Raw genomic sequence first — 22,450 nt, 5'->3', positions numbered from 1 at the left:
GAGGAGCAATAGTCCCGACGAACGACCCGCCAGATTCTGTAATTGAACTCAAGACTTAGCCTCTGGAATAGCGTCAAACGAAGTGAATCCGAGGCAGTCCGGATTAGCGGAGATACCATCGCACCAGCACGTTGTATGACGAGTACTCGCTAATCTATTTCCCGTTGAATCGAATTAATCTTCAAGGAATTCATAAAAACATCAAACTCACCTGGTCGGTTGATCAGGCGCGAAAATTTGAATCGCCCTGCGAAGATGGCCGCCCTGAACGGTCGCGATGCGGCCGGAACTTCCTGCTACATGCAACCCGCATCGCACCGTCTGCCGCATAGGGCCATTCATACACCCCCACCGTCCCGACAATCCACCCCAACGCGAAAAGCAATGCTCAAACATCGTCATTAGCAATCGCGGATTAATTAGAACCGCACGGCATCAAACTCCCTATAGTCGGAAGCCTTTTAGACATCCTGATCCAACGGGGCTTCCAGATGAACCGACTCTTTCGTCCGCTCGCAGCTGCACTGGCGTGCTTTGCACTGTCGGCGTCGCTCGCCAACACCGCGCACGCCGACACGCGCGAGGTCGTCATTGCCTATCAGGACATGGTCGTGCCGTGGCGCTATGCGCAGGCCACCGGCGCCGTCGAGAAAGCCACCGGCTACAAGGTCACGTACCGCAAGCTCGGCAGCGGCGCCGATGTGATCCGTGCGCTCGCATCGGGCTCGGTGCAACTCGGCGAAGCAGGCTCGAGCCCGATCGCGGCCGGGTTGTCGCAGGGTGTCGATATCTCGCTGTTCTGGATTCTCGACAACATCAACGATGCCGAGGCGCTGGTTGCGCGCGATGGCTCGGGGGTATCGAGCATCGCGGGGCTCAAGGGCAAGAAGATTGGTGTGCCGTTCGTGTCCACCTCGCACTTCCACACGCTCGTCGCGCTGCAGAACGCGGGCGTCAATCCTTCAGACGTGAAGATCGTCAACCTGCGTCCGCCTGAAGTTGCTGCGGCATGGGCGCGCGGCGACATCGACGCGACCTACATCTGGGACCCGGTGCTCGCCAAGGTGAAGCAGAACGGCAAGGTGCTGATCACGTCGGGACAGGTCGCTCGCGAGACGGGCAAGGCAACCTTCGATGGCTTCGTCGTCGACCGGCGCTTCGCTCGCGATAACGCAGACTTCGTCGCGCGCTTCGTCAAGGTGCTCGCCTCGACCGATGCCGACTATCGTGCGCACAGCGCCGCGTGGAATGCAGCCTCGCCGCAGGTGGTCGCGGTCGCGAAGGAATCCGGCGCCAACGCGCAGGATGTGCCCGCGAGCCTCGCGCTCTACGCGTTTCCGACGCCGGCGGAGCAGGCGTCGAACGTATGGCTCGGTGGCGGCGCGCAGTCAGGTGCAGCGAAGTCGCTGGCGGCGACGGCGACGTTCCTGAAAGCACAGGGCACGATCCAGAACGTGCTGCCCGACTATTCGGTGGGCGTCGATCCGCAATTCGTGCAGCATGCGACACCTTGAGCCGGACATGACATGAGCGGACTCGAAATCCGGCATCTATCGGTTGCTTATCCGGGCGCGCGCGGCACACCGCCGACAATCGCGCTCCAGGATGTCGACCTGCACATCGAGCCCGGCGAATTCGTCGTGGCGCTCGGCGCGTCGGGCTGCGGCAAGACGACGTTGCTCAACTGCATCGCTGGTTTTATCGCGCCCGGTGAAGGCGAGATTCTGCTGAACGGCGAACCGGTCGATGGGCCCGGTGCCGATCGCGGCGTCGTGTTCCAGAAGTACGCGTTGATGCCGTGGCTCGATGTGCTCGACAACGTCGCGCTCGGGCTGCGCTTTCAGCGCGTGCCGAAGGCGGAGCGCGAGCGCATCGCACGTCGCGTGCTCGCGCTGGTCGGGCTCGAGCGGTATGCGCATTCGCGTGTGTATGCGTTGTCGGGTGGTATGCAGCAGCGGGTGGGTATCGCGCGTGCGCTTGCCAGCGATCCGCAGGTGCTGTTGATGGACGAACCGATGGGCGCACTCGACGCAATGACACGCGAGTCGATGCAGGAGCTGGTACTCGACGTGTGGGATCGAACCGGCAAGACGGTGTTCTTCATCACGCACAGTGTTGAAGAGGCGCTGTTTCTCGCGACACGTCTCGTCGTGATGACGCCTGGTCCGGGTCGTATCGCGCAGACGTGGACCTTGCCGTTCGCGCGGCGCTTCATCGAGACGCGCGATGCGCGCGCGGTGAAGTCCGCACCGGATTTCATCGAGTGGCGTGAACGGCTGGTGCGGCATCTGCACGAACGCGCGCCGCAGGAGAGTGTGTCATGACGGCATCGCGCGATTCACTCGAGCGGCCTGTGCTGGAGCCGGTTGTCTACGCCAGGACGGACCATGCATCGGGTCGCGTTCGAACGGCAAAACCTGCCAGACGCTCCGCACGCACATGGCGCATGCCCGGCGAAGGACCGACCGCAGCGTTGAGCGCGGCTTCGGTGGCGACGCTGGCCGCGCTATGGTGGCTCGCCACGCACCTGCACTGGCTGCCGCCGCTGTTTTTGCCCACGCCCGAAGCGGTATGGGCCGCGTTTATCGATGCATGGCACGGCCGCATTCAGGGCGGTCTGCCGTTATCGGAGCATCTGGCGTGGAGTGCGTTGCGCGTGTTCGGCGCGTTCGCACTGGCAGCGGCCACCGCAGTGCCGGTCGGCATCCTGATGGGCGTGAGCCGGATCGCGCGCGGGTTGCTCGATCCCCCTCTGGAGTTCTACCGACCGCTACCGCCGCTCGCTTACCTGCCGCTCGTCGTCATCTGGTTCGGTATCGATGAAACCGCGAAGATCGTCGTTATCTATCTGGCCTGCTTTGCGCCGATCGCGATGGCCGCGCGCGCCGGAGCGCGTAGCGCTACCGTTGAACAGATTCATGCTGCGTATTCGCTCGGTGGTCGCTTTGCGCAGGTCGTGCGCCATGTCGTATTGCCGGCGGCGCTGCCCGAGATCCTGACCGGGCTGCGCATCGCGATCGGTTTTGGCTGGACGACGCTCGTCGCTGCCGAAATGGTCGCGGCGACTGCGGGGCTCGGACAGATGGTGCTCAACGCGTCGAGCTTTCTGCGCACCGATGTGGTCGTGATGGGGATTGTGCTGATCGGCCTGATCGCGTGGATCTTCGATCTCGGGATGCGTGCGCTCGAGCGGCGGCTCGTGCCGTGGAAGGGGCGTGCGTAACGTTATGCAACTACGACGTCACGCAACTACGACGTCACGCACTCGCTCACGCGCCGGATCAGGCAGTGCCAAATAACTCAAGCACCGGCCAGCCTCGCTCCTTCGCCACAACGCGCAGCCGGTCGTCCGGATTCGTCGCGACCGGATCGGTGACGCGTTCGAGCAGCGGCACATCGTTGATCGAGTCGCTATAGAAGTAGCTCTTCGGAAAGTCCTTCAGCGTGTGCCCGAGCGATGCGAGCCACTCGTCCGTGCGCACGATCTTGCCTTCACGAAAACTCGGTACGCCGGTCGCAGCGCCGGTATAGCGCGCAGCCGGGTCGTTGCCCTCGGTGCCGATCTCAATGCCGAGCAGATGCTCGATGCCGAGTGCCTTCGCGATTGGCGCCGTGACGAACACGTTGGTCGCGGTGACGATGCAGCACAGGTCACCCGCATCGAGATGCCGACGCAGCAGCGCAACTGCGGCAGGGCGAATGGCCGGGACGATCACCTTTTCCATGAACTGTGCATGCCACGCGTCGAGCTGCGCGCGCGAATGGCGAGCCAGCGGCGCGAGCGTGTAGTTCAGGTAATCGTTCATGTCGAGCGTGCCTGCTACGTATTGCTGGTAGTACGCGTCGATTTCATCGGCGTGCTGCTGCGCCCCGTCGATCCCCAACCCTGCAATGAAATGCGCCCACGACTGATCGCTGTCGAGCGGCAGCAGCGTGTGGTCCAGATCGAACAGCGCAAGATTGCGGCTCATTACTTCTCTCTCCCGGCAGTGGTCAGTCGGGGCGATCGTATATTTAAATGCACAAAATTACAATATGGCAAAAATGTGCAACACTACTGTCACAAACGCCGCGCTGCTTCTGGCCGGCAGCCAGCGACCATCGTGGCCGAAGGTATCGAAAGCGTAGTCAGTCATGTTGATTCTTCTCAATCTGCTGTCTGGGGTCGCCCTGCTCGTGTGGGGCTCGCATATCGTGCGCACTGGCATCCTGCGCGTGCTCGGCGCCGATCTGCGGCGCGTGCTCGGCCGTAGTACCGATGGTCGTCTGAAGGCATTTCTCGCCGGGATCGGCGTGACGAGTCTTGTACAGAGCAGTAATGCGACTGCGGTGATCGTGACGTCGTTTGCGGCGCAGGGGCTGTTGCCGCTCACGGCCGGCCTCGCAATCATGCTCGGTGCCGACGTCGGTACGGCGCTGATGGCGCGCGTGTTGACGCTCGATCTGTCCTGGCTGTCGCCGATCCTCGTGCTGTTCGGCGTACCGGTGTTCCTGTCACGCAAGCAGACGCGTCTCGGCCAGGTGGGCCGGACCGCGATCGGCCTCGGCATGATCCTGCTCGCGCTGCATCTGATCGTCGAAGCCGCTCAGCCGATGATGACCGGCGCCGGCGTGCGCGTGATGTTCGGCGCGCTGACCGGCGACACGATGCTCGATGCGCTGGTCGGCGCGGCGTTCGCGATGATCTCGTACTCGAGCCTCGCAGCGGTGCTGCTGACGGCGACGCTCGCCTCGTCAGGCGTGATCTCGCTGAAGGTCGCGCTGTGCCTCGTGATTGGCGCAAACCTGGGCAGCGGCATGCTGGCGCTGTTCGGTACGCTGGCGCAGAACGCCGCGGCGCGACGCCTTGCGCTTGGCAGCCTTGCGTTCAAGTTTGCCGGCGCATTGCTGATCCTGCCGTTCGCGTCGTTGCTCGCGCGCGGGCTGCCGGTGCTGATCGCCAATCCGCGCGAAGCGACCGTCGGCTTTCATCTGATCTACAACACGCTGCGCTGTTGCGTGTGCCTGCTGCTGATCGATCCGGTCGGACGCATCTGCGAGCGCCTGCTGCCCGATCGTGCCGTGCCGAACGGCGAGATCCGTCCGTTGCATCTCGACGCGGCCGCGCTGTCTACGCCGAGCCTCGCGCTCGCAAACGCTGCCCGCGAAGTGCTGCGCGTCGGCGACATCGTTCGTGCGATGCTCGATAACGTCGCCGAGCTGCTACACAACAACGATCTGCAGAAAGCGCGCGAAACGATCCGCATGGACGACGACATCGATCATCTGTATGCGGCCGTGAAGACCTATCTCGCGCAGATTTCCCGCGAACAGCTCGACGAGCCCGATAGCCGCCGCTGGACCGACATCATCGCGTTGACAATCAATCTCGAACACGCGGGCGACATCATCGAGCGCATCGTCAGCGATATCGAGGAGAAGAAGATCTCGCATCGTCTGTCGTTCTCGGAAGAAGGGCTCGGCGAACTCGAGGACCTGCATACGCGGCTCGTCAGCAATCTGCAGCTTGGGCTATCGGTGTTCCTGAACAGCGACCTGCGTTGTGCGGAGCGGTTGCTGGCCGAGAAGGAACGTTTCCGCGATCTCGAACGCGCCTATTCGTATGCGCACGTCGACCGGCTGACGGGACAGACGCTGCGCAGCATTGAAACCAGCGCGCTGCATCTGGACCTGATCAGCGATATGAAGCGGCTCAACTCGCTGTTCTGTTCGACGGCCTACCCCGTGCTCGACGCAGCGGGCGCCCTGCGGCAAACACGGCTGCGCAAGCGCGCGCTCGACACGATGCACGTGAAGGAATGAGCGACCTGTACGCCGCGCTCAGGCGAAGATTACTTTGCGCACTTTCTTTTTTAGCGGCGCGAAGTCGGGCACGTCGGTCGCCTTGCTGTTGGTGATCAGCACGTCGATGCGTTCGGCGGGGCAATACGACACGCGGCTGCGCTGGCCAATCTTGCTGTAGTCCGCGAGGATCACGATCTTGTCCGCGCAGTCCACCATCGCACGCGCGACTTCCGTTTCGGCGTGATCGAAGTTCGTCGCACCACTGCGCACATCGACGCCGGTTGGCGACAGCAGCGCGACATCGGCGCGATAGCGCCGGATGTCGAGTATCGTCGTCGCCCCGGTAGTGGCGAACGCGCGTTCGCTGATCGAGCCGCCCAGCAGGATGACTTCGTTCGACATTTCCGTAGATTCGGCAGAGCCACGCAGCTTTAGCGCGACGTCGATCGAGTTGGTGACGATGGTCAGATTGGCGAGCTTCGCCAGTTCTTCGGCGAGTAGCGCAGTGGTCGTGCCCGCATCGATGAAGAGCGTCTGGCCGCTCGCGATCACACCGGTTGCCGCTTTTGCGATCGCGTTCTTGGACTTGACGTGGGTATGCGCGCGTTCCGCGATCGGCGCTTCGTCACCGGGCCGTACCGCGCCGCCGTGTACGCGCCGCAGCTCACCCAACGCTTCGAGGTCGAGCAGATCGCGCCGCACGGTTTCGCGCGACACATCGAGGTCCGCCATGATGCGCTCGGTGGATACCCGTTGTAGCGTCGACAGGAGTGCGCGGATTCGTTGATGACGGTCTTTCTGCCACATGCCATTAGTCCCGGCGCAAAAAGGAAACAAAATAAGGAAAATTAAGCGTGCTACGCATACCCATCACTGCCATTCGGGTATGTCATACAGATGTCGAGCGTACTATTTTATCCGCCGCGTGTTGTATTTTTTTGGCAGCTTGCATAGTTGTGTATTTGAATTTAGCCTTCGCAGATTGGCGATTCGGTGCGCATTTCGAAAATCGGATGTTCGGAAAGGAAGGGATGTGTCCGCTTTCGAACAATCGATGTCGCTTTCGGTAAACTGCGCGTCGTTTTAGCTGGACATACTGCCAGGGCGATCGGCGGGGCCACCGCTGTACGGGTGCGCACGAGCGCTTTGGGTGCACTGCAGCGCGACGCTTGCCGGCGGCTGCAGAGGGCTATCAGCGGCGGGGCCGACGGGTCGATCAAGCTCATTGAAAAGGGTGACGGGACGTGAAAGAGGAGAGCACTCATGCAGCCGCGCGGGATGCACGCGGCACGTGGCCTTATCCGGCGCGCGTCGCTCACCGGATTGGCGGATCGCTGACGCCCGAAAACACGCTGGCAGGATTCGACGCCTGTATCCGTTACGGCTACCGGATGATCGAATTCGACGCAAAGCTCTCCGCGGACAATACGGTCTACCTGCTGCATGACGATCTGCTCGATCGCACGACCAATGGTCACGGCGCTGCTGCGCAACATTCCTGGGCGCAACTCGCCGCGCTCGACGCCGGCTCGTGGTACGGACCGGACTTTGCCGGCACGCGGCTGCCCACTCTGGCCGACGTCGCCGCCCGCTGCGCGCGCGAAGGAATTGCCGCCAACATCGAAATCAAGCCGTGCCCCGGGCGCGATGCGCTGACCGGGACGCTTGTCGCGCAGGCTGCGCGCACGCTGTGGCAATCGGCAACGCTGCCGCCGCTGCTGTCGTCGTTCTCCATCGAAGCGCTCACCGCTGCCCGCGATGCCGTGCCGGAACTGCCGCGCGGCATGCTGTTCGAGGCGCTGCCCGACGACTGGTTGCGCATCGTGCGCGAACTCGATTGCGTATCGCTGCATACGGACCACAAGCGGATCACCGAACAGCAGGTCGAGGCGATTCACGCTGCAGGCCTGCGCGTGCTGACCTATACCGTCAACGATCCCGCACGCGCGGAAGAACTGGTGCGCTGGGGCGTCGACATGATCTGTACCGATCGCATCGATATCATCGCTGGCGACGCACGCACCGTTGCGTGAAGTCCGGACACATTCATCAACGTAGCAATTTTCGGCAGAGGATGGGAACACCATGAACCGCACGAAGTTAAGCCGTTTTGTTTCGCTGTCGGCCGTTGCGGGCGTCGCGGCGGGGGGGATGAGCGTTGCATTCGCCGCGCCGTCCGACGCGCTGGTGGCCGCCGCGAAGCAGGAAGGTCAGCTGACCACGATCGCCCTGCCGCATGACTGGTGCGGTTACGGCGCGTTGATCGCCGGCTTTCAGAAAAAATACGGCATCAAGATCAACGAACTGAATCCGGATGCGGGTTCCGGCGATGAAGTCGAAGCGATCAAGGCGAACAAGGGCAACAAGGGGCCGCAGGCGCCCGACGTGATCGACGTCGGCCTGTCGTTCGGACCGACCGCGAAGGCGCAAGGCCTGTTGCAGCCGTACAAGGTCTCGACGTGGAATTCGATTCCGGCTGAATCGAAAGATCCGGAAGGTTACTGGTACGGCGATTACTACGGCGTACTGTCGTTCGAGGTCAACGCGGACATGATCGACAAGGTGCCGACCGACTGGTCGGACCTGCTCAAGCCCGAATACAAGAACGCCGTGTCGTTTGCGGGTGACCCGCGTGTCGCGAACCAGGCGATTCAGAGCGTCTATGCCGCTGGCCTGTCGCAGGCGAAGGGCGATGCATCGAAAGCCGCTGACGCTGGCCTGAAATTCTTCGCCGAGCTGAACAAGCGCGGCAACTTCGTGCCGGTGATCGGCAAGGCCGCATCGCTCGCGCAAGGGACGACGCCGATCATCGTGCGCTGGGACTACAACGCGCTTGCCGATCGCGACACGCTGAAGGGCAACCCGAAGGTCCAGGTCGTCGTGCCGAAGACGGGTGTGGTGGCCGGTGTCTACGCACAGGCGATCAGCGCCTATGCGCCGCATCCGAATGCCGCGAAGCTGTGGATGGAATACCTGTATTCGGACGAAGGCCAGATCGGCTGGCTGGCCGGCTACTGCCATCCGATCCGCTACAACGAGCTGGTTGCCGCCAAGAAGGTCCCGCAAGCGCTGCTCGACAAGCTGCCGCCGGCTAGCGCCTACAAGAACGCAGTGTTCCCGACGCTGTCGCAGCAGGACGCGTACAAGGACACGATCACGAAGCAGTGGGACACGGCGGTCGGCGCCAGCGTGAAGTAAGTCCCGTCAGGTAAAAGCAGGAGCGGTGCCGGGTATCTGTTGTGCCCGGCGCCGGCAAACGCATCAATCAGATGCATCGACCTGTCGTGCGAACGCAGGCTCGCGCTGTCGGCGAGCCGCGCAGCGCATGGCAGCCGCGGGTGATGTGCAAGAACGCATGCACACCAACCCGCAAGCCCTTTCGGGGTGAGCTATGAGCGCTTCATCCGAGGCCGGAGCCGGGCCCGCGGAACTACTGGTTCCACCCGTGCCGAGTCCGACGCCGCAGGTCAACGGTCCAGGACGCGCGTCGCCGCTCTGGAGCTGGATCGGCGTCATGCCGTTCTTTATCTTCGCGGTGCTGTTCCTGATCCTGCCGACCGGCTTCCTGATCGTCGGTGCATTCCAGGACCCCCAGGGCCATTTCACGCTCGAGAACTTTCGCGAGTTGCTTCAGCCTGGCGTGCTCGATGCGTACTGGATCAGCGTCAAGGTGAGCGCTGCATCGGCGCTTGGTGGCGCGTTCATCGGTTCGCTGCTCGCATGGGCGGCAGTGCAGGGCAAGCTGCCTGCGTGGATCCGTCCGACACTGATGACGTTCTCCGGCGTCGCGTCGAACTTCGCGGGTGTGCCGCTGGCGTTCGCGTTCATCTGTACGCTCGGCCGCGTCGGGCTCGTCACGATGCTGCTGAAGAAGTATCTCGACTTCAATCTGTATTCGACCGGTTTCAGCGTGCTGAGCTTCTGGGGGCTCACGCTGACCTACCTGTACTTCCAGATTCCGCTGATGGTGCTGATCGTCACGCCGGCGCTCGATGGCCTTAAGCGCGAATGGCGTGAAGCGTGCGACTGCCTGGGCGGCACACCGTCGCAATACTGGCGCTATGTCGCGCTACCGGTGCTGTGGCCGAGCGTGCTCGGTGCGACGTTGTTGCTGTTCGCGAACTCGTTTGGTGCGGTCGCGACTGCGTATGCACTGACCGGCAGCTCGCTGAACATCGTGACGATCCTGTTGTATGCACAGATCCGCGGCGATGTGCTGCACAACCAGAACCTCGGTTACGCACTCGCACTCGGGATGATCCTCGTCACCGGCCTGTCGAACGGCGGCTACATCTGGCTGCGTTCGCGCGCAGAAAGGGGCCGTCGATGAAACGCCAGTCGCGCGTAGGCGCATGGACCGCGATGATCGTCGGTTCGCTGTACTTTCTGATCCCGCTGATCGCCACGTTCGAATTCAGCCTGCGCATGCGCCGCGGCACCTACAGCTTCGACGCCTATCGCGTGGTGCTCGCCGATCCGCGCTTCCAGGCGTCGTTTGGCTACTCGATGCTGATGGCGGTGCTGACGATCATCGTCGGTATTCTGCTGGTCGTGCCGACCGCGTACTGGGTGCAGTTGCGTCTGCCGAAGCTGCGCCCGTTCGTCGAGTTCATCACGTTGCTGCCGCTGGTGATTCCGGCCATCGTGATCGTGTTCGGCTATCTGCGCATCTACAACAGCAGTTCGATCCTGCCGCTCACCGGCAACGAACGCGCGACGGATTTATTGCTGGTGCTCGGCTACGTGACGCTGTCGCTGCCGTACATGTACCGCTCCGTCGATGCAGGGCTACGCGCGGTCGATATCCGCGCACTGACCGAAGCCGCCGAATGTCTGGGTGCGAACTGGACGACGATCCTCTTCAAGGTGATCTTTCCGAACATCCGCTCGGGCATTCTCTCGGGCGCGTTTCTCACCTTTGCGGTGGTGATCGGTGAATTCACACTGGCGAGCCTGCTCGACCGGCCCGCGTTCGGACCGTACCTGCAGTTGATCGGCGCGAACCGCGCATATGAACCGTCGGCGCTCGCGGTGATCGCGTTCGTCGTGACGTGGGCCTCGATGGGGCTGATCCAGGTGTTCGGTTCGGCGCGCTCGCTGGCCGGACAGAAGACCTGACGAACTGGGGCAACGCATCATGGCATTTCTCGAAATCGACAATCTGCACAAGTCCTTCGGGGCGAACATCGCGCTGCATCACTTCGACATGAAGATCGAGCGCGGCGAGTTCATCACGTTTCTGGGGCCCTCGGGCTGTGGCAAGACGACCGTGCTGCGGATGATCGCGGGCTTCGAAGGTCCGACGCGCGGGACGATCAAACTGGACGGACGCGACGTTACGCATCTGCGTACGCGGCAGCGCAAGGTCGGCATGGTGTTCCAGTCGTACGCGCTGTTTCCGAACATGACGGTAGCCGACAACATCGGCTTCGGTCTGCGCGTTGCGCGCCGGCCGCAGGACGAGATCCGCGCGCGCGTCGAGGAGATGCTGAAGCTGATCAGCCTGCCTTCGCTTGGCGAGCGTTATCCGTGGCAACTGTCGGGTGGCCAGCAGCAGCGTGTGGCGCTGGCGCGTGCGCTGGCCGGCAAGCCGCAGGTGTTGCTGCTCGACGAGCCGTTGTCGGCGCTCGATGCGAAGATCCGCATTTCGCTGCGTCAGGACATCCGCGCGTTGCAGCGCGAACTCGGCATCACGTCGATCTTCGTCACGCACGATCAGGAAGAAGCGCTGTCGATCTCGGATCGCATCGTCGTGATGAACGAGGGGCGTGTCGAACAGGTCGGCTCGCCGTCGGAGATCTACAACTATCCGCGCACGCGCTTCGTGGCGTCGTTTGTTGGGACGCTGAATATTCTTTCCGGTCAGGTGGTGGATCCGGCGAGCGGGCGCATGGCGGTTGATGGGCAGGAGCTTACGACGTCGCGCGAACTACCAGCTAACGATGCCGGCAAGCAGCGTCTGCTCGCGTTGCGGCCCGAGGCGATCGTGCTGGAACCGGCGGCGCCGGGACGCAACACATTGAATGCGACCGTCGAGGAAGTGAATTTTCTCGGCGCGGTGGTGCGGATCAGGACGCGTGTGAAAGATGCAGTGATTTCGCTCGATGTGTTCAACGATCCGAATCGCAGCTTGCCGGAGCGCGGGCAGCCGGTTGCGCTGGGGTTCTCCCATGACAATCTGCTGGTGCTTGAAGAGGGCGCTTGAATTGATGAGGAGGTGCTGGCGGAAGAACGGCTATCGCACCTTCTCTATCGGAGCCGTCAATTAGAGGCGGGGTTTGGCGTAGCGGTCCCATTCGGAGTGCGCTCGAACTGTGTTTCGACGGCCTCAAACATCTTGCTCACCGCTCGGTGTGCCCGCTGCAGCGCTTGCGTCTGTTCTAGTGACAAACTCCTTGCCGTTGCCGCGCTCTTCTCGAAACCGGGTTTGTCGACGAACGCTATATCGCGCATCGCATCCTGAAGGCTGAAGCTTCTATCCCCATCGGTGAACAAGGCACTAGCACTACCGGTTTCGTCGGCAGGCGTTTCCAGTATTTCCTTGCGGAAGCGGCGGATTGCCTCGACCGGTTCTGCTCCGATCGCGCTCATCATGTTGCTATATTCACCCGCGTTAGCGAACTGCGCTGCTCCCGGTAAATAGTCGGTGTTGTGCAGGTAGTTAAGCAGCGTAAAACATTCGCGCAGTGTTGCCAGCGAATCGGTCGCGGTTTCATAGGCGCCCAATGGCACGCGCGGGGCCGCCTTGAAATTGATGGTTCGCTTGCCGTCGTGCGGCATTTGCGCGACGTACGTGAGGGTCTGTCTGAGGACTGCGGCCGGCGTGCCGCACACGACGATATCGATGGGTTCGTCAGACGGCTTGCGTGAAAGGAGCTGCCCAACATAGCGCGCGTTTTCACCACTGTTGGTCGAGAACGGCTCAACGACGATTTGCCCGCGATCAATGCCCGCTTCGCGAAGAAGCTGCACAAACCGGTCCGCCTCCGTCCGGTCGGTCCGTACCGGATAGCGATCCGTCGTTCCGTGACCACCGAAACCTGAAACGATAAACCTCACCTGCTTGAGATGCGCAAGCTGTGCACCTAGCGTTTTGACGTATCCCTCATCGTTGTTGCCGTTCAGTACGAAAACCGTCGACGGGCTGTCTTTGATCTTCGATATGTCGAGGCTTTGTTTGACCGAGAACCGCTGCAGGGTGAGTTGTCCGGTAGATTGCTGGATCTCGACGGCTGCGCTTAGTGATTCGAGCGTGGCAGGTGTGACCGCCTTTACGACAGCTTCTTCGCAGTGACGTGCGAGGCCGTGGACGGGATCCGCGGTATCTCCGGCATGCGTGGCATCTGCGGCATCATGCGTGCGGTACGACGCAGCGGTTTCGGACAAAGCCACCAGTCCGGCGACGGATTCGGCTGCAGCCGACGTCTTTTCGTCGACGGTTGCTTTGTCGTTCGATTCCCGAGCCTTCAGCTTTTCAATCTCAAGGGCAAGCTGGATCTGCCTCGTACGAAAATCGAGCGAAACACCGTCGCTGGCGTGTGAAGTGCATCTCACTCCGACCAGCTTGGCGGGATTGAACGTGGACAGATCGGTGACGGGTGCGCCGTATCGTCTGAGGGCGGAACGATCTGCCTCCGGAGACAACTGCCTTGCTCTCTTGAGCGGTGGCAAGTTCCCTTCCGAAAGTGAGCCCGACGATGAACGCTCGCGCCTGATCGGCTTACGCTGATCGACAGGCGAAGGCGACTCGCCACCGGTAGGCGGCCGAGGCGCTGGTCCCGTGATTCGCGGGGAGGCGGGCATGACGTTCCAGAATGGTTTTTCGTGTGTGGTTCAGAAAATACGGGTGGCAACAAGGCCAGATGGCTTCATTAAATCGGACGGAGCGCGAAAGACCGGCTGGCGATGCGAAGCGGATTGCCATTGTGCGAACGCGTTGGCGTGGCGAAGATCGTCCGGATTCCCCGACGCCAGCATTCCCGTTTTCCGGAAATCCGGACGGCGCACCCGCGTCGTTTCAAAAAAACCCATATAAATCAAAGCCAAAAGCTCATCATCAAGCTGGCATCACCCTTGCAAAAAGCATAGGCAGCCGCCAAGGCCCGACAAACTAAAGCAAGGAGACAACCGATGTCCGCATTCCCTTCCCGGTATCACTAGACGCATCGCTTTGTCGCGGCCCGACTGCCGTGCACAGGCGTGCGTTGATTCGTTCGCGTGATGCGCAGCGTGGCAGGCCTCTGCTTCGGCTCATCCACATTGCAGGAACCATCGTGAAGAAACCCTTTTATAAAATTCTCTATGTCCAGGTGATCGCCGCGATCATCATCGGCGTCGTGCTCGGCCACTTCTCGCCGGCATTTGCCGTCGATATGAAGCCGCTCGGCGACGCGTTCATCAAGCTGATCAAGATGGTGATCGGTCCGATCATCTTCTGTACGGTCGTCACCGGCATCGCGGGGATGCAGGACATGAAGAAGGTGGGTCGGGTTGGCGGCAAGGCGCTGCTGTACTTCGAAATCGTCTCGACGTTCGCGCTGTTGCTCGGCCTGATCGCGACGCACGTGCTCAAGCCCGGCGTCGGCTTCAACGTCGATCCGACCACGCTCGATGCCAAGGCGGTCGCGTCGTATGCCGCGAAGGCGCACGGCCAGACCACCGTCGACTTCCTGATGCACATCATTCCCGACACGATTTCGTCGGCCTTCGCGCAGGGCGAGATCCTGCAGATCCTGCTGGTCGCGATGCTGTTCGGTAGCGTGCTGGCGACGCTCGGCGAGCGCGGCAAGGTGGTGACGGACTTCATCGAAGGGATTTCGACGGTGCTGTTCGGTGTGGTGCGCATCATCACGAAGCTGGCGCCGATCGGCGCGTTTGGTGCGATGGCGTTCACGATCGGCAAGTACGGTGTGGGGTCGCTGGTGCCGCTGCTGAAGCTGATCGGGACGTTCTATCTGACGTCGATTGTCTTCGTGGTGGTGGTGCTCGGCATCATCGCGCGTGCGGTCGGTTTCAACATCCTGCGCTTCGTCGCGTACATCAAGGAAGAAATGCTGATCGTGCTCGGCACGAGTTCTTCCGAAGCCGCGCTGCCGCAACTGATGCTCAAGCTCGAGAAGCTCGGCTGTTCGCGCTCGGTGGTGGGTCTCGTCGTGCCGACCGGTTACTCGTTCAACCTGGACGGCACCAACATCTATATGACGATGGCGGTGCTGTTCATCGCTCAGGCCACCAACACCGATCTCACGCTCACGCAGCAACTGACGCTGCTTGCGGTGACGATGCTGACGTCGAAGGGCGCGAGCGGTGTGACCGGCGCGGGCTTCATCACGCTGGCCGCGACGCTTGCCGTGGTGCCGACCATTCCGCTGTCGGGCATGGTGCTGATCCTCGGCATCGACCGCTTCATGAGCGAGTGCCGCGCGCTGACGAACATCGTCGGCAACGGCGTGGCGACGGTCGTTGTGTCGGCGTGGGAGAAGGAACTGGACCGCTCGAAGCTGAACGCCGCATTGCGCGGCGAGGTGCGGGTCAACGAAACCGCCGGCGCATGACGTGATGAAACGCGCGGGGCGGCGCCGGCCTCGAGTGGGCCCGTCCCGCGCGCCGGACGGTGGTGCGGCAGCCTATGCCACAATGGTCGACTTCCACCGACCGGACACCGCCACCTTGACGCGCCGTCTGTTGATTTTCTTCGTGCTCGCTGCCGGGCTCGTGGCGGCGAGCGGGTTCACGTATAGCTTCACGTGGCAGCGCGGTATCGACAATCTGCGGCGCAACGCCGCTGTGCGCGCGGACCGTACGACGAGCGCGCTGAAGAGCACGCTCGAGCGCTACGAATCGCTGCCTTATCTGCTTGCCGAACACCCGTTCGTGCAGGACGTGCTGGCCGAGCCGAATCCCTCGCGCGTCGATCGCGCCAATCGCTACCTCGAAGATCTAAACCGGCACGCACGCGCCACCGCAACCTATGTCATCGGGGCGGGCGGCATCTGCGTCGCGGCCAGCAACTGGCACGACGCGGAGAGTTTTGTCGGCGTCGAGTATCGCTTCAGACCGTACTTCGATGTGGCGGTGAAGGGGGGCGTCGGCCGCTTCTTCGGCATCGGCACGATTTCGCACGATCCTGGTTACTACATCTCGCAGCCCGTCTATCGCGACGGCAAGATCGTCGGCGTTGCGGTCGTGAAGTTGAACCTCGAATGGTTTCAGGGCGCCGACGCATCCGAACCGCTGATCGTCACCGACGATCACGGTGTCGTGTTTCTCTCGTCAGTGCCCGCGTGGAAATATCACACGGTGCGGCCGTTGTCGGGACCGGTAGCCGAGTCGATCTGGCAGACGCGCCAATACGCGCAGCAGCAGATCGCGCCGCTGCCGGTGACAATCGAACGGACGCTCGAAGGCGATGCGCAGATCGTGCGCATCGGCGGTGGGCGCTATGCGCCGCGCTATCTTGCGTCGCGTCGTGCGCTCGGCGAACCCGACTGGCATCTGATCACGATGGCACCCGTTGATCCCGTCGACCGCGATGCACGCAACGCGACTATCGTGACCGGCTTCGGCTATATCTCGCTGTGCCTGTTTGCGTTCTACTGGCGCATGCGCCGGGCGCGTGTGCGCGAAATGATCCGTAGCCGCGCGCTGCTGCAAAAAGCGTATGCGGAACTGAACCAGCGCGTCGCGGAGCGCACCGCCGACCTGTCGCAAGCCAACGAACAATTGACGAAGGAAGTCGGCGAGCGCACGCGCGCCGAACAGGAACTGCGCGCTGCGCACGACGAACTCGTGCAGGCGAGCAAGCTCGCAGCGTTGGGCCAGATGGCCGCGGGTATCACGCATGAGTTGAACCAGCCGCTCGCTGCGTTGCGCGGTTTCTCCGACAACACACGCGTGTTGCTCGAACGCGGCGACCACACATCGGCGCGCGAAAATCTCGAAGCGATTGCGGCGCTGACCGAGCGCATGGGCAAGATCACGAACCAGTTGAAACTGTTCGTCGGACGGGCGCGGCCGCGTAGTGCGCGTGCACCGGTTGCGCGTGCTTTGAGCAACGTGCTCGCATTGCTGCAAAAGCGCCTGCTCGGTGTGAGTGTCGACATCGTGTCGCGGGACCCGCAGACGCGCACACTCACGCCGTTCGATATCGGCGGCAGTGCGACACACCTGAACGAACAACTGGTCGCGCATTGCGACGAACTGCGACTCGAACAGGTGTTGATCAACCTGCTCGGCAACGCGCTCGATGCAACCAGCGGCGTGACATCGCCGCACATCGTCATCGATATCGAGGCGGCAGAAAGCACGCTATCGATCGCGGTGCGCGACAACGGCCCCGGCATTCCCGACGACGTCTTGCCGCGTCTCTTCGAACCGTTCTTCACGACGAAGGAGATGGGGCAAGGGCTCGGATTGGGGCTTGCGATTTCGTCGTCGATTGCACGCGACTGCGGCGGCTCGCTCGTCGCGCGCAACGCGCCGGATGGCGGCGCGCAATTCGTCCTCACGTTGCGCCGCGCCCGCGCGCCGGCCACAGACCCGCTTGTCGCGGGCTCCTGATTTCAGGTGACAACGATCATGGTGAACAACGGTTTGCAGGTGCTGTACATCGAAGACGACGAACTCGTGCGGCGGGCGAGCGTGCAGAGCCTGCAGCTTGCGGGCTTCGACGTGGTCGGGTTTGCGTCGGTTGAAGCGGCGGCGCGGCTGATCGTTGCGGATTTCGCGGGCGTGATCGTCAGCGATATTCGTCTGCCGGGCGCGAGTGGGCTCGACCTGCTCGCGCAATGCCGCGAGCGGGCACCCGATGTGCCGGTGATCCTCGTCACCGGACACGGCGATATATCGATGGCGGTTCAGGCGATGCGCGACGGTGCTTACGATTTCATCGAGAAGCCGTTCGCGTCGGAGCGTCTGATCGAAACCGTGCGGCGTGCGCTCGAGCGTCGCACGCTTGTGCTGGAGAATCTCGCGCTGCGTCGTCAACTGGCCGGTCAGCAGTCGGTGGCGCCACGCATCATCGGACGCAGTCCCGCGATCGAGCAGGTGCGCCGGCTCATCGCGAACGTTGCGCCGACCGATGCGTCGGTGCTGATCAATGGCGATACCGGGGCCGGCAAGGAGCTGATCGCGCGCAGTCTGCACGAGCTGTCGCCGCGTCGCGACAAGCCGTTTATCGCTGTGAATTGCGGTGCGTTGCCCGAGCCGATGTTCGAGTCGGAGATGTTCGGCTACGAGCCTGGCGCGTTTACCGGTGCGGCCAAACGCCGCATCGGCAAGCTCGAACATGCGTCGGGTGGCACGCTGTTTCTCGATGAAATCGAGAGCATGCCGCTCGCGTTGCAGGTGAAATTGCTGCGGGTGCTGCAGGACGGTGTGCTCGAGCGGCTCGGCTCGAATCAGCCGATCCGCGTGAATTGCCGCATCGTCGCCGCGGCCAAAGGCGAGATGACGGAGCACGTGGCGAGCGGCACCTTCCGGCGCGATTTGCTGTATCGCTTGAACGTCGTAACGATCGCGTTGCCGCCGCTCGCGGAGCGGCGCGAGGATATCGTGCCGCTCTTTGAGCATTTCCTGCTCGACGCGGCGGTGCGTTATGAGCGCCCTGCACCGCTGCTGACGGATCGTCAACGCAGCGCGTTGATGCAGCGCGACTGGCCTGGCAACGTGCGCGAGTTGCGCAATGCCGCGGACCGGCTCGTGCTTGGCATTGTCGATGAGCACGCGCAGTTATCGTCCGCTGACGACGACGCCGTTCAGCCGCTGAAGGAGCGGGTCGAGCAGTTCGAACGGGCGGCGATCGCGCAGGCACTCGATCAGGCCGGCGGCGCAGTTGCGCTTGCTGCAGACCGGCTGCAACTCGGCAAGGCGACACTCTACGAGAAGATCAAACGATACGGCCTGGCGGCGCGCGGAGAGGGAGAGCGTTGAAGCTGAAGGGACTGCGTGATTGCGGCTTCGGCGAAGTGCGCCGAAGCCGCAAACTGAGTAAAACGAAGGGGAAAATCAGGCGGCGTTCAGCGCCTTTTTGAGCAACTCATCAAGCTCGGCAAACTGCGGCTCGCCGACATAGCGCTTGAGGATCTTGCCGTTCCTGTCGACCACGAACGTGGTCGGCGTCAACTGCACATTGCCGAACTGCTTCGCCGCCGAGCCGTCGTCCATCGCCACCTTGAACGGCAACTGGCGCGTTTGCGTGTAGTTGGTCACGTACATCGGCGCGTCGTAGTTCATCGCGACCGCAACGAACTCGAGGCCCTGGCCCTTGAAGCGGTTGTAGGTGTTCACCATCTGCGGCATTTCCTTCATGCAGGTATCGCAGTTGGTCGCCCAGAAGTTGACCAGATAGACCTTGCCCTTGAGGTCGGAGGTCGTGACCTTCTGGCCGGACAGCAACGTGAACGACGCATCCGGAACATGCTGCTGGCTGCCGAACGCGAAATAGCCAGCGACCGCAATCGCACCAGCGACGACAACTGCCGCGATGTAGCGCAGCGGACTGGCGCGTCGGGAAACAGGAGTAGGGCTCATGAACAGGACCTCGGGAAGCGCATTGCGCTGAAACGGCGTGGGATGGTCGGTATTGTAGCCTCAATCCTGCTGGGCGGCATCGACGCGCCCGCGAGTGGATAATGCGACTTTCCGTTTCTGTCTATCGGCTTTCAGGTCTTATGTTCCGGCTCACCTCTCGCTTTTTTCCGTTCGTTCATGCGTTTCGCCATCATGCCGGGCGCGCTGCTTCTTCTGGCGCGGGCACCGTGCTGCGATCGGTGACCTGCGTTGCCGTTGCGAGTGCCGCGTTAATCGCCTGCTCCCCGACCTACGACTGGCGCACCGTCACGAATGACACGCAGGGCTATTCCATCGATCTACCGGCCAAGCCGAGCAACGACGAGCGGCAGATCGATATCGGCGGAACGCCGATGAAGATGGCGATGCAGATTGCGGAGGCCGATCACACCGTGTTCGCCGTCGGTACCGTGACCTTACCCAGCGATGATCCGCAGATGCAGCGCACCGCGCTCGAATTCCTGCGCGCCGGACTGGCGCGTAACCTCGGCGCGACGCCCAATGCACACGTCACCCAGATTCCCCTCGCGGCAGGCGGTCAGGTGCTCGGTATCGAGATGACGTTCAGCGGCAAGGCAGGCGCGAACCAGGAGTCGCGCACGATGCACGCGCGACTGGTGGCACGCGGCCGGCATGTCTATCAAGCGGCGATTATCGGGAGCAAAAACCCGGCGCCGGAGCAGATCGATCAGTTTTTCCAGTCGTTCAAGCTCGATTGACGGTAGTACGCCGACGAAATGCGCGTTCTGCGAGCTGTCCAGAGTGATCGCTACTGAAAGTTCCTTCGCAGGTTATCGCTCTAATAGACGGATTTAATGAGGGTTTTCAGGTTACCCACAGGACTTGTGGATAACTTTGTTGAAAACTCTCGCAAACCTCGCTCGAATGCCCGTCCAGCGGGGGTTCCGTTAATTTGCCCGCGAACATGGCAATAAAAAATACTAAATAAAATCAATGTGTTAAAAGATTGACCCGACACAATCCTTTCAATTGTATCGAAATCTAACCGAAGCTCGTCTGTGTGTATAAGTCAAGTCTTGACAGGCGTTTTTTTGCCTTCGTTGACCATTCATCGAGCCGAAAAAACGCGGCGGTACTGCACGGCCTCGGCGACCTGCCCCCCATTGGGCACGTCGTTTCCCGCGAGGTCGGCAATCGTTCGGGCTACCTTCAGCACACGGTAGTAAGCGCGGGCTGACCAGCCGAAACGCTCGCCGGCGTCGCGCAGCAGCGCTTCGCCGGCGGCATCCGGCCGGCACACCTCGTCGACCTCGCGCCCACTTAACTCACGATTGGTCTTGCCCTGGCGCGCGAGCTGGCGCTCACGTGCGCCGTGAACGCGTTCTGCGATCGGTGCGCTCGCCTCGCCCGTGGTCGACGCGCGTGCCGACAACTCGGCGGGCGTCAGCGCGGGAATCTCGATCTGGATGTCGATGCGATCGAGCAACGGCCCGGACAGCTTGCGCAGATAACGCGCGGCGATGTCCGGCGTGCAGCGGCAACGCCCGTTCGGATCGCCGCGCCAGCCGCAGGGACACGGGTTCATCGCGGCGACCAGCTGGCACGCGGCGGGGAAATCGGTTTGCCAGGCCGCGCGCGAGATCGTGATCCGACCGGCTTCGAGCGGCTCGCGCAGCGTCTCCAGCACGTGACGATCGAACTCGGGTAATTCGTCGAGGAAGAGCACACCGAGATGCGCGAGTGTGATCTCGCCAGGCTGCGGCGGATTGCGGCCGCCGACCAGCGCACCGGCGCTCGAAGAATGATGGGGCGCGCGAAACGGGCGACGGCGCCAATGTGTCGGCGAGAAGCCCGCGGCGCTGGCCGACAGTAGCGCGGCCGAGGTGAGCGCCTCGTCGTCGGTCATCGGTGGGAGCAGGCTGGGCAACCGGGCTGCGAGCATCGACTTGCCCGCACCGGGCGGCCCGACCATCAGCACGTGATGTCCGCCTGCCGCGGCGACTTCGAGTGCCCGGCGCGCGGCCCGCTGACCGATGACGTCGAGCATGTCCGGCAGGGTGGCGGACGACATCGCGTCGACGAAAGGGGGCGGCTGGACGGGCGAGAGCCGTCCGTCTTCGACACCCGCAAGGTGTGCGCACAGCGACGGCAGATCGGGCGCGCCGTAGACAGCCACGCCAGGCACCAGCGCTGCTTCAGCCGCGCTCGCGGCGGGCAGATAGAGTTCGGGCTCGCGCCTTGGCGCTGTGTCAGCGCTGTCTGCGTGCTGATCGCCCAGATCGCGCGCCGTGCCGCACGCCATCGCGAAGGCGCCGCGCATTGGTCGCAAGGCGCCAGTCAGCGACAGCTCGCCGGCAAATTCTCGATTGAGCAGAGATTCGGCAGGAATCTGTCCGCTGGCCGCGAGGATACCGAGCGCGATCGGCAGATCGAAGCGACCCGATTCTTTAGGAAGGTCAGCCGGCGCCAGGTTGACTGTGATCCGGCGCACCGGAAAGTCGAGCCCGCAGTTTTGCAGCGCGGCTCGCACACGTTCGCGGCTCTCGCGGACCTCGAGGTCCGGCAGGCCAACGATTGAAAAAGAAGGCAACCCGTTGGCGAGATGAACCTCAACGGTAACTTCGGGCGCGCGGCCAGCGGCCGGCGCGCGGCTGCGCACCACGGCAAGCGACATGTTTTCTCCCGTCGAAGGCGCGCTTTGTAGCGTAGCGCCCCTTCCTCAATACGCTGACGACGTCACGGCGCGCCTGCCGATGATGCGTAGGTCAGACCGGGCTCAGGAAGACTGCGTGACGGGCAGCTTCTGTTCGAGCTCGGCGACGCGGCGTTCGAGCTCTTCGAGCCGGGCCCGCGTGCGGACCAGCACCTGGGTCTGCGTGTCGAATTCCTCGCGCGTCACCAGGTCGAGCTTCGAGAAGCCCTGCGACAGCACGGCCTTGACGTTGCGCTCGACATCCTTCGCCGGGGAGTTCTTGAGCAGATCGCTAAAGCGCGCCTGCAGATCGTTGAAGACATCGTTGGGTTGTTTCATCGTGTTTCCCTTGATTGCACAAAGACTGTGCACGTTTCGTTACCGCTGTGCTCCGCGATGGCGCGTGAGCGATTGTGGTGCATCGATCGTGCTCTGCGTCCGTCC

Annotated in this window: 20 protein-coding genes; 13 read left to right on the top strand and 7 right to left on the bottom strand. The window is 62.6% G+C overall.

Translation table 11 applies throughout. The features are described from left to right. Window positions 1-491: 491 nt before the first annotated feature. The 3 genes from tauA (at window position 492) to BWP39_RS14980 (ending at window position 3,223) form a co-directional block, all read left to right on the top strand. Window positions 492-1,514 carry a taurine ABC transporter substrate-binding protein gene (tauA, locus tag BWP39_RS14990; protein ID WP_096721381.1) on the top strand — a complete coding sequence of 341 codons (1,023 nt, stop codon included), beginning with the start codon at window positions 492-494 and terminating at the stop codon, window positions 1,512-1,514. Between the two features lie 12 nt (window positions 1,515-1,526). Next, the gene (locus BWP39_RS14985) at window positions 1,527-2,324 is read left to right on the top strand and encodes a taurine ABC transporter ATP-binding protein (protein WP_096721379.1); all 798 of its coding nucleotides are present in this window, start codon (window positions 1,527-1,529) and stop codon (window positions 2,322-2,324) included. Window positions 2,325-2,446: 122 nt separating this feature from the next. Beyond that, window positions 2,447-3,223, top strand: a complete 777-nt coding sequence (locus BWP39_RS14980) for an ABC transporter permease subunit (protein WP_207556925.1) — start codon at window positions 2,447-2,449, stop codon at window positions 3,221-3,223. A gap of 58 nt (window positions 3,224-3,281) precedes the next feature. Here BWP39_RS14980 and BWP39_RS14975 read toward each other — a convergent pair whose 3' ends face one another. Then, on the bottom strand, window positions 3,282-3,971 hold the full coding sequence (locus tag BWP39_RS14975) for a histidinol-phosphatase (RefSeq protein ID WP_096721375.1): 690 nt from the start codon (window positions 3,969-3,971) through the stop codon (window positions 3,282-3,284). A 163-nt stretch (window positions 3,972-4,134) separates the two neighbouring features. Here BWP39_RS14975 and BWP39_RS14970 point away from each other — a divergent pair, with 163 nt between their 5' ends. Beyond that, a complete protein-coding gene (locus BWP39_RS14970) occupies window positions 4,135-5,802 on the top strand; it encodes a Na/Pi cotransporter family protein (RefSeq protein ID WP_096721373.1) in 1,668 nt (555 codons plus the stop codon). An 18-nt stretch (window positions 5,803-5,820) separates the two neighbouring features. Here the strand turns inward: BWP39_RS14970 and BWP39_RS14965 are convergent, their stop codons facing one another. After that, window positions 5,821-6,591 carry a DeoR/GlpR family DNA-binding transcription regulator gene (locus tag BWP39_RS14965; RefSeq protein WP_096721371.1) on the bottom strand — a complete coding sequence of 257 codons (771 nt, stop codon included), beginning with the start codon at window positions 6,589-6,591 and terminating at the stop codon, window positions 5,821-5,823. A 437-nt stretch (window positions 6,592-7,028) separates the two neighbouring features. On the opposite strand from BWP39_RS14965, the gene ugpQ reads away from it, so the two are divergent. From ugpQ to BWP39_RS14940, 5 genes are all read left to right on the top strand, one after another. Beyond that, window positions 7,029-7,817: a glycerophosphodiester phosphodiesterase gene (gene ugpQ / locus BWP39_RS14960; RefSeq protein ID WP_096721369.1), complete on the top strand. Its 789-nt coding sequence runs from the start codon at window positions 7,029-7,031 to the stop codon at window positions 7,815-7,817. A 52-nt stretch (window positions 7,818-7,869) separates the two neighbouring features. Continuing rightward, complete coding sequence (locus tag BWP39_RS14955) at window positions 7,870-8,982, top strand: ABC transporter substrate-binding protein (RefSeq protein ID WP_096721367.1); 1,113 nt, start codon at window positions 7,870-7,872, stop codon at window positions 8,980-8,982. A 193-nt stretch (window positions 8,983-9,175) separates the two neighbouring features. Then, the gene (locus BWP39_RS14950; protein ID WP_096721365.1) at window positions 9,176-10,114 is read left to right on the top strand and encodes an ABC transporter permease; all 939 of its coding nucleotides are present in this window, start codon (window positions 9,176-9,178) and stop codon (window positions 10,112-10,114) included. Then, window positions 10,111-10,902, top strand: coding sequence for an ABC transporter permease (locus BWP39_RS14945; protein ID WP_096721363.1), 792 nt, complete (start codon window positions 10,111-10,113; stop codon window positions 10,900-10,902). The genes BWP39_RS14950 and BWP39_RS14945 overlap by 4 nt, the downstream gene beginning before the upstream one ends. A gap of 19 nt (window positions 10,903-10,921) precedes the next feature. Beyond that, on the top strand, window positions 10,922-11,989 hold the full coding sequence (locus BWP39_RS14940) for an ABC transporter ATP-binding protein (RefSeq protein WP_096721361.1): 1,068 nt from the start codon (window positions 10,922-10,924) through the stop codon (window positions 11,987-11,989). A gap of 56 nt (window positions 11,990-12,045) precedes the next feature. On the opposite strand, the gene BWP39_RS14935 is transcribed toward BWP39_RS14940, so the two are convergent. Both BWP39_RS14935 and BWP39_RS31505 read right to left on the bottom strand, forming a co-directional pair. After that, window positions 12,046-13,455: a YdcF family protein gene (locus tag BWP39_RS14935; protein ID WP_157915146.1), complete on the bottom strand. Its 1,410-nt coding sequence runs from the start codon at window positions 13,453-13,455 to the stop codon at window positions 12,046-12,048. 162 nt (window positions 13,456-13,617) lie between these two features. Then, window positions 13,618-13,830 carry a hypothetical protein gene (locus BWP39_RS31505; RefSeq protein ID WP_133116879.1) on the bottom strand — a complete coding sequence of 71 codons (213 nt, stop codon included), beginning with the start codon at window positions 13,828-13,830 and terminating at the stop codon, window positions 13,618-13,620. Between the two features lie 227 nt (window positions 13,831-14,057). On the opposite strand from BWP39_RS31505, the gene BWP39_RS14930 reads away from it, so the two are divergent. From BWP39_RS14930 to BWP39_RS14920, 3 genes are read left to right on the top strand one after another with little or no spacing between them, the layout of a single operon-like run. Continuing rightward, window positions 14,058-15,338 carry a dicarboxylate/amino acid:cation symporter gene (locus tag BWP39_RS14930; RefSeq protein WP_091010878.1) on the top strand — a complete coding sequence of 427 codons (1,281 nt, stop codon included), beginning with the start codon at window positions 14,058-14,060 and terminating at the stop codon, window positions 15,336-15,338. A gap of 4 nt (window positions 15,339-15,342) precedes the next feature. Continuing rightward, window positions 15,343-17,343: a sensor histidine kinase gene (locus BWP39_RS14925; protein ID WP_096721357.1), complete on the top strand. Its 2,001-nt coding sequence runs from the start codon at window positions 15,343-15,345 to the stop codon at window positions 17,341-17,343. 18 nt (window positions 17,344-17,361) lie between these two features. Next, entirely contained in the window at window positions 17,362-18,714 is a 1,353-nt protein-coding gene (locus tag BWP39_RS14920) for a sigma-54-dependent transcriptional regulator (protein WP_207556924.1), read from the top strand. Window positions 18,715-18,789: 75 nt separating this feature from the next. Here BWP39_RS14920 and BWP39_RS14915 read toward each other — a convergent pair whose 3' ends face one another. Continuing rightward, complete coding sequence (locus BWP39_RS14915) at window positions 18,790-19,314, bottom strand: TlpA disulfide reductase family protein (RefSeq protein ID WP_091009462.1); 525 nt, start codon at window positions 19,312-19,314, stop codon at window positions 18,790-18,792. A gap of 227 nt (window positions 19,315-19,541) precedes the next feature. On the opposite strand from BWP39_RS14915, the gene BWP39_RS14910 reads away from it, so the two are divergent. Next, window positions 19,542-20,072 carry a hypothetical protein gene (locus BWP39_RS14910; protein WP_207556821.1) on the top strand — a complete coding sequence of 177 codons (531 nt, stop codon included), beginning with the start codon at window positions 19,542-19,544 and terminating at the stop codon, window positions 20,070-20,072. A gap of 350 nt (window positions 20,073-20,422) precedes the next feature. Here the strand turns inward: BWP39_RS14910 and BWP39_RS14905 are convergent, their stop codons facing one another. Continuing rightward, window positions 20,423-21,988, bottom strand: coding sequence for a YifB family Mg chelatase-like AAA ATPase (locus BWP39_RS14905; RefSeq protein ID WP_096721355.1), 1,566 nt, complete (start codon window positions 21,986-21,988; stop codon window positions 20,423-20,425). A 102-nt stretch (window positions 21,989-22,090) separates the two neighbouring features. Next, window positions 22,091-22,345, bottom strand: coding sequence for an accessory factor UbiK family protein (locus tag BWP39_RS14900; RefSeq protein ID WP_091009467.1), 255 nt, complete (start codon window positions 22,343-22,345; stop codon window positions 22,091-22,093). Between the last annotated feature and the right edge of the window lie 105 nt (window positions 22,346-22,450).

Origin of the sequence: Paraburkholderia acidicola (genome assembly GCF_002362315.1) — a bacterium.
In the GTDB taxonomy this organism is placed as follows: Bacteria; Pseudomonadota; Gammaproteobacteria; order Burkholderiales; family Burkholderiaceae; genus Paraburkholderia; species Paraburkholderia acidicola.
This window is presented reverse-complemented; position numbering and strand designations above follow the sequence as displayed.

Coding starts and splice junctions, on each gene's coding strand:
- BWP39_RS14970 (WP_096721373.1), top strand. CDS start 4,135: ATGTTGATTCTTCTCAATCTGCTGTCTGGGGTCGCCCTGCTCGTGTGG.
- BWP39_RS14920 (WP_207556924.1), top strand. CDS start 17,362: ATGGTGAACAACGGTTTGCAGGTGCTGTACATCGAAGACGACGAACTC.
- BWP39_RS14945 (WP_096721363.1), top strand. CDS start 10,111: ATGAAACGCCAGTCGCGCGTAGGCGCATGGACCGCGATGATCGTCGGT.
- BWP39_RS14950 (WP_096721365.1), top strand. CDS start 9,176: ATGAGCGCTTCATCCGAGGCCGGAGCCGGGCCCGCGGAACTACTGGTT.
- BWP39_RS14905 (WP_096721355.1), bottom strand. CDS start 21,988: ATGTCGCTTGCCGTGGTGCGCAGCCGCGCGCCGGCCGCTGGCCGCGCG.
- BWP39_RS14915 (WP_091009462.1), bottom strand. CDS start 19,314: ATGAGCCCTACTCCTGTTTCCCGACGCGCCAGTCCGCTGCGCTACATC.
- BWP39_RS14965 (WP_096721371.1), bottom strand. CDS start 6,591: ATGTGGCAGAAAGACCGTCATCAACGAATCCGCGCACTCCTGTCGACG.
- tauA (WP_096721381.1), top strand. CDS start 492: ATGAACCGACTCTTTCGTCCGCTCGCAGCTGCACTGGCGTGCTTTGCA.
- BWP39_RS14985 (WP_096721379.1), top strand. CDS start 1,527: ATGAGCGGACTCGAAATCCGGCATCTATCGGTTGCTTATCCGGGCGCG.
- BWP39_RS14955 (WP_096721367.1), top strand. CDS start 7,870: ATGAACCGCACGAAGTTAAGCCGTTTTGTTTCGCTGTCGGCCGTTGCG.
- BWP39_RS14975 (WP_096721375.1), bottom strand. CDS start 3,971: ATGAGCCGCAATCTTGCGCTGTTCGATCTGGACCACACGCTGCTGCCG.
- BWP39_RS14980 (WP_207556925.1), top strand. CDS start 2,447: ATGCCCGGCGAAGGACCGACCGCAGCGTTGAGCGCGGCTTCGGTGGCG.
- BWP39_RS14900 (WP_091009467.1), bottom strand. CDS start 22,345: ATGAAACAACCCAACGATGTCTTCAACGATCTGCAGGCGCGCTTTAGC.
- BWP39_RS14925 (WP_096721357.1), top strand. CDS start 15,343: ATGAAACGCGCGGGGCGGCGCCGGCCTCGAGTGGGCCCGTCCCGCGCG.
- BWP39_RS14940 (WP_096721361.1), top strand. CDS start 10,922: ATGGCATTTCTCGAAATCGACAATCTGCACAAGTCCTTCGGGGCGAAC.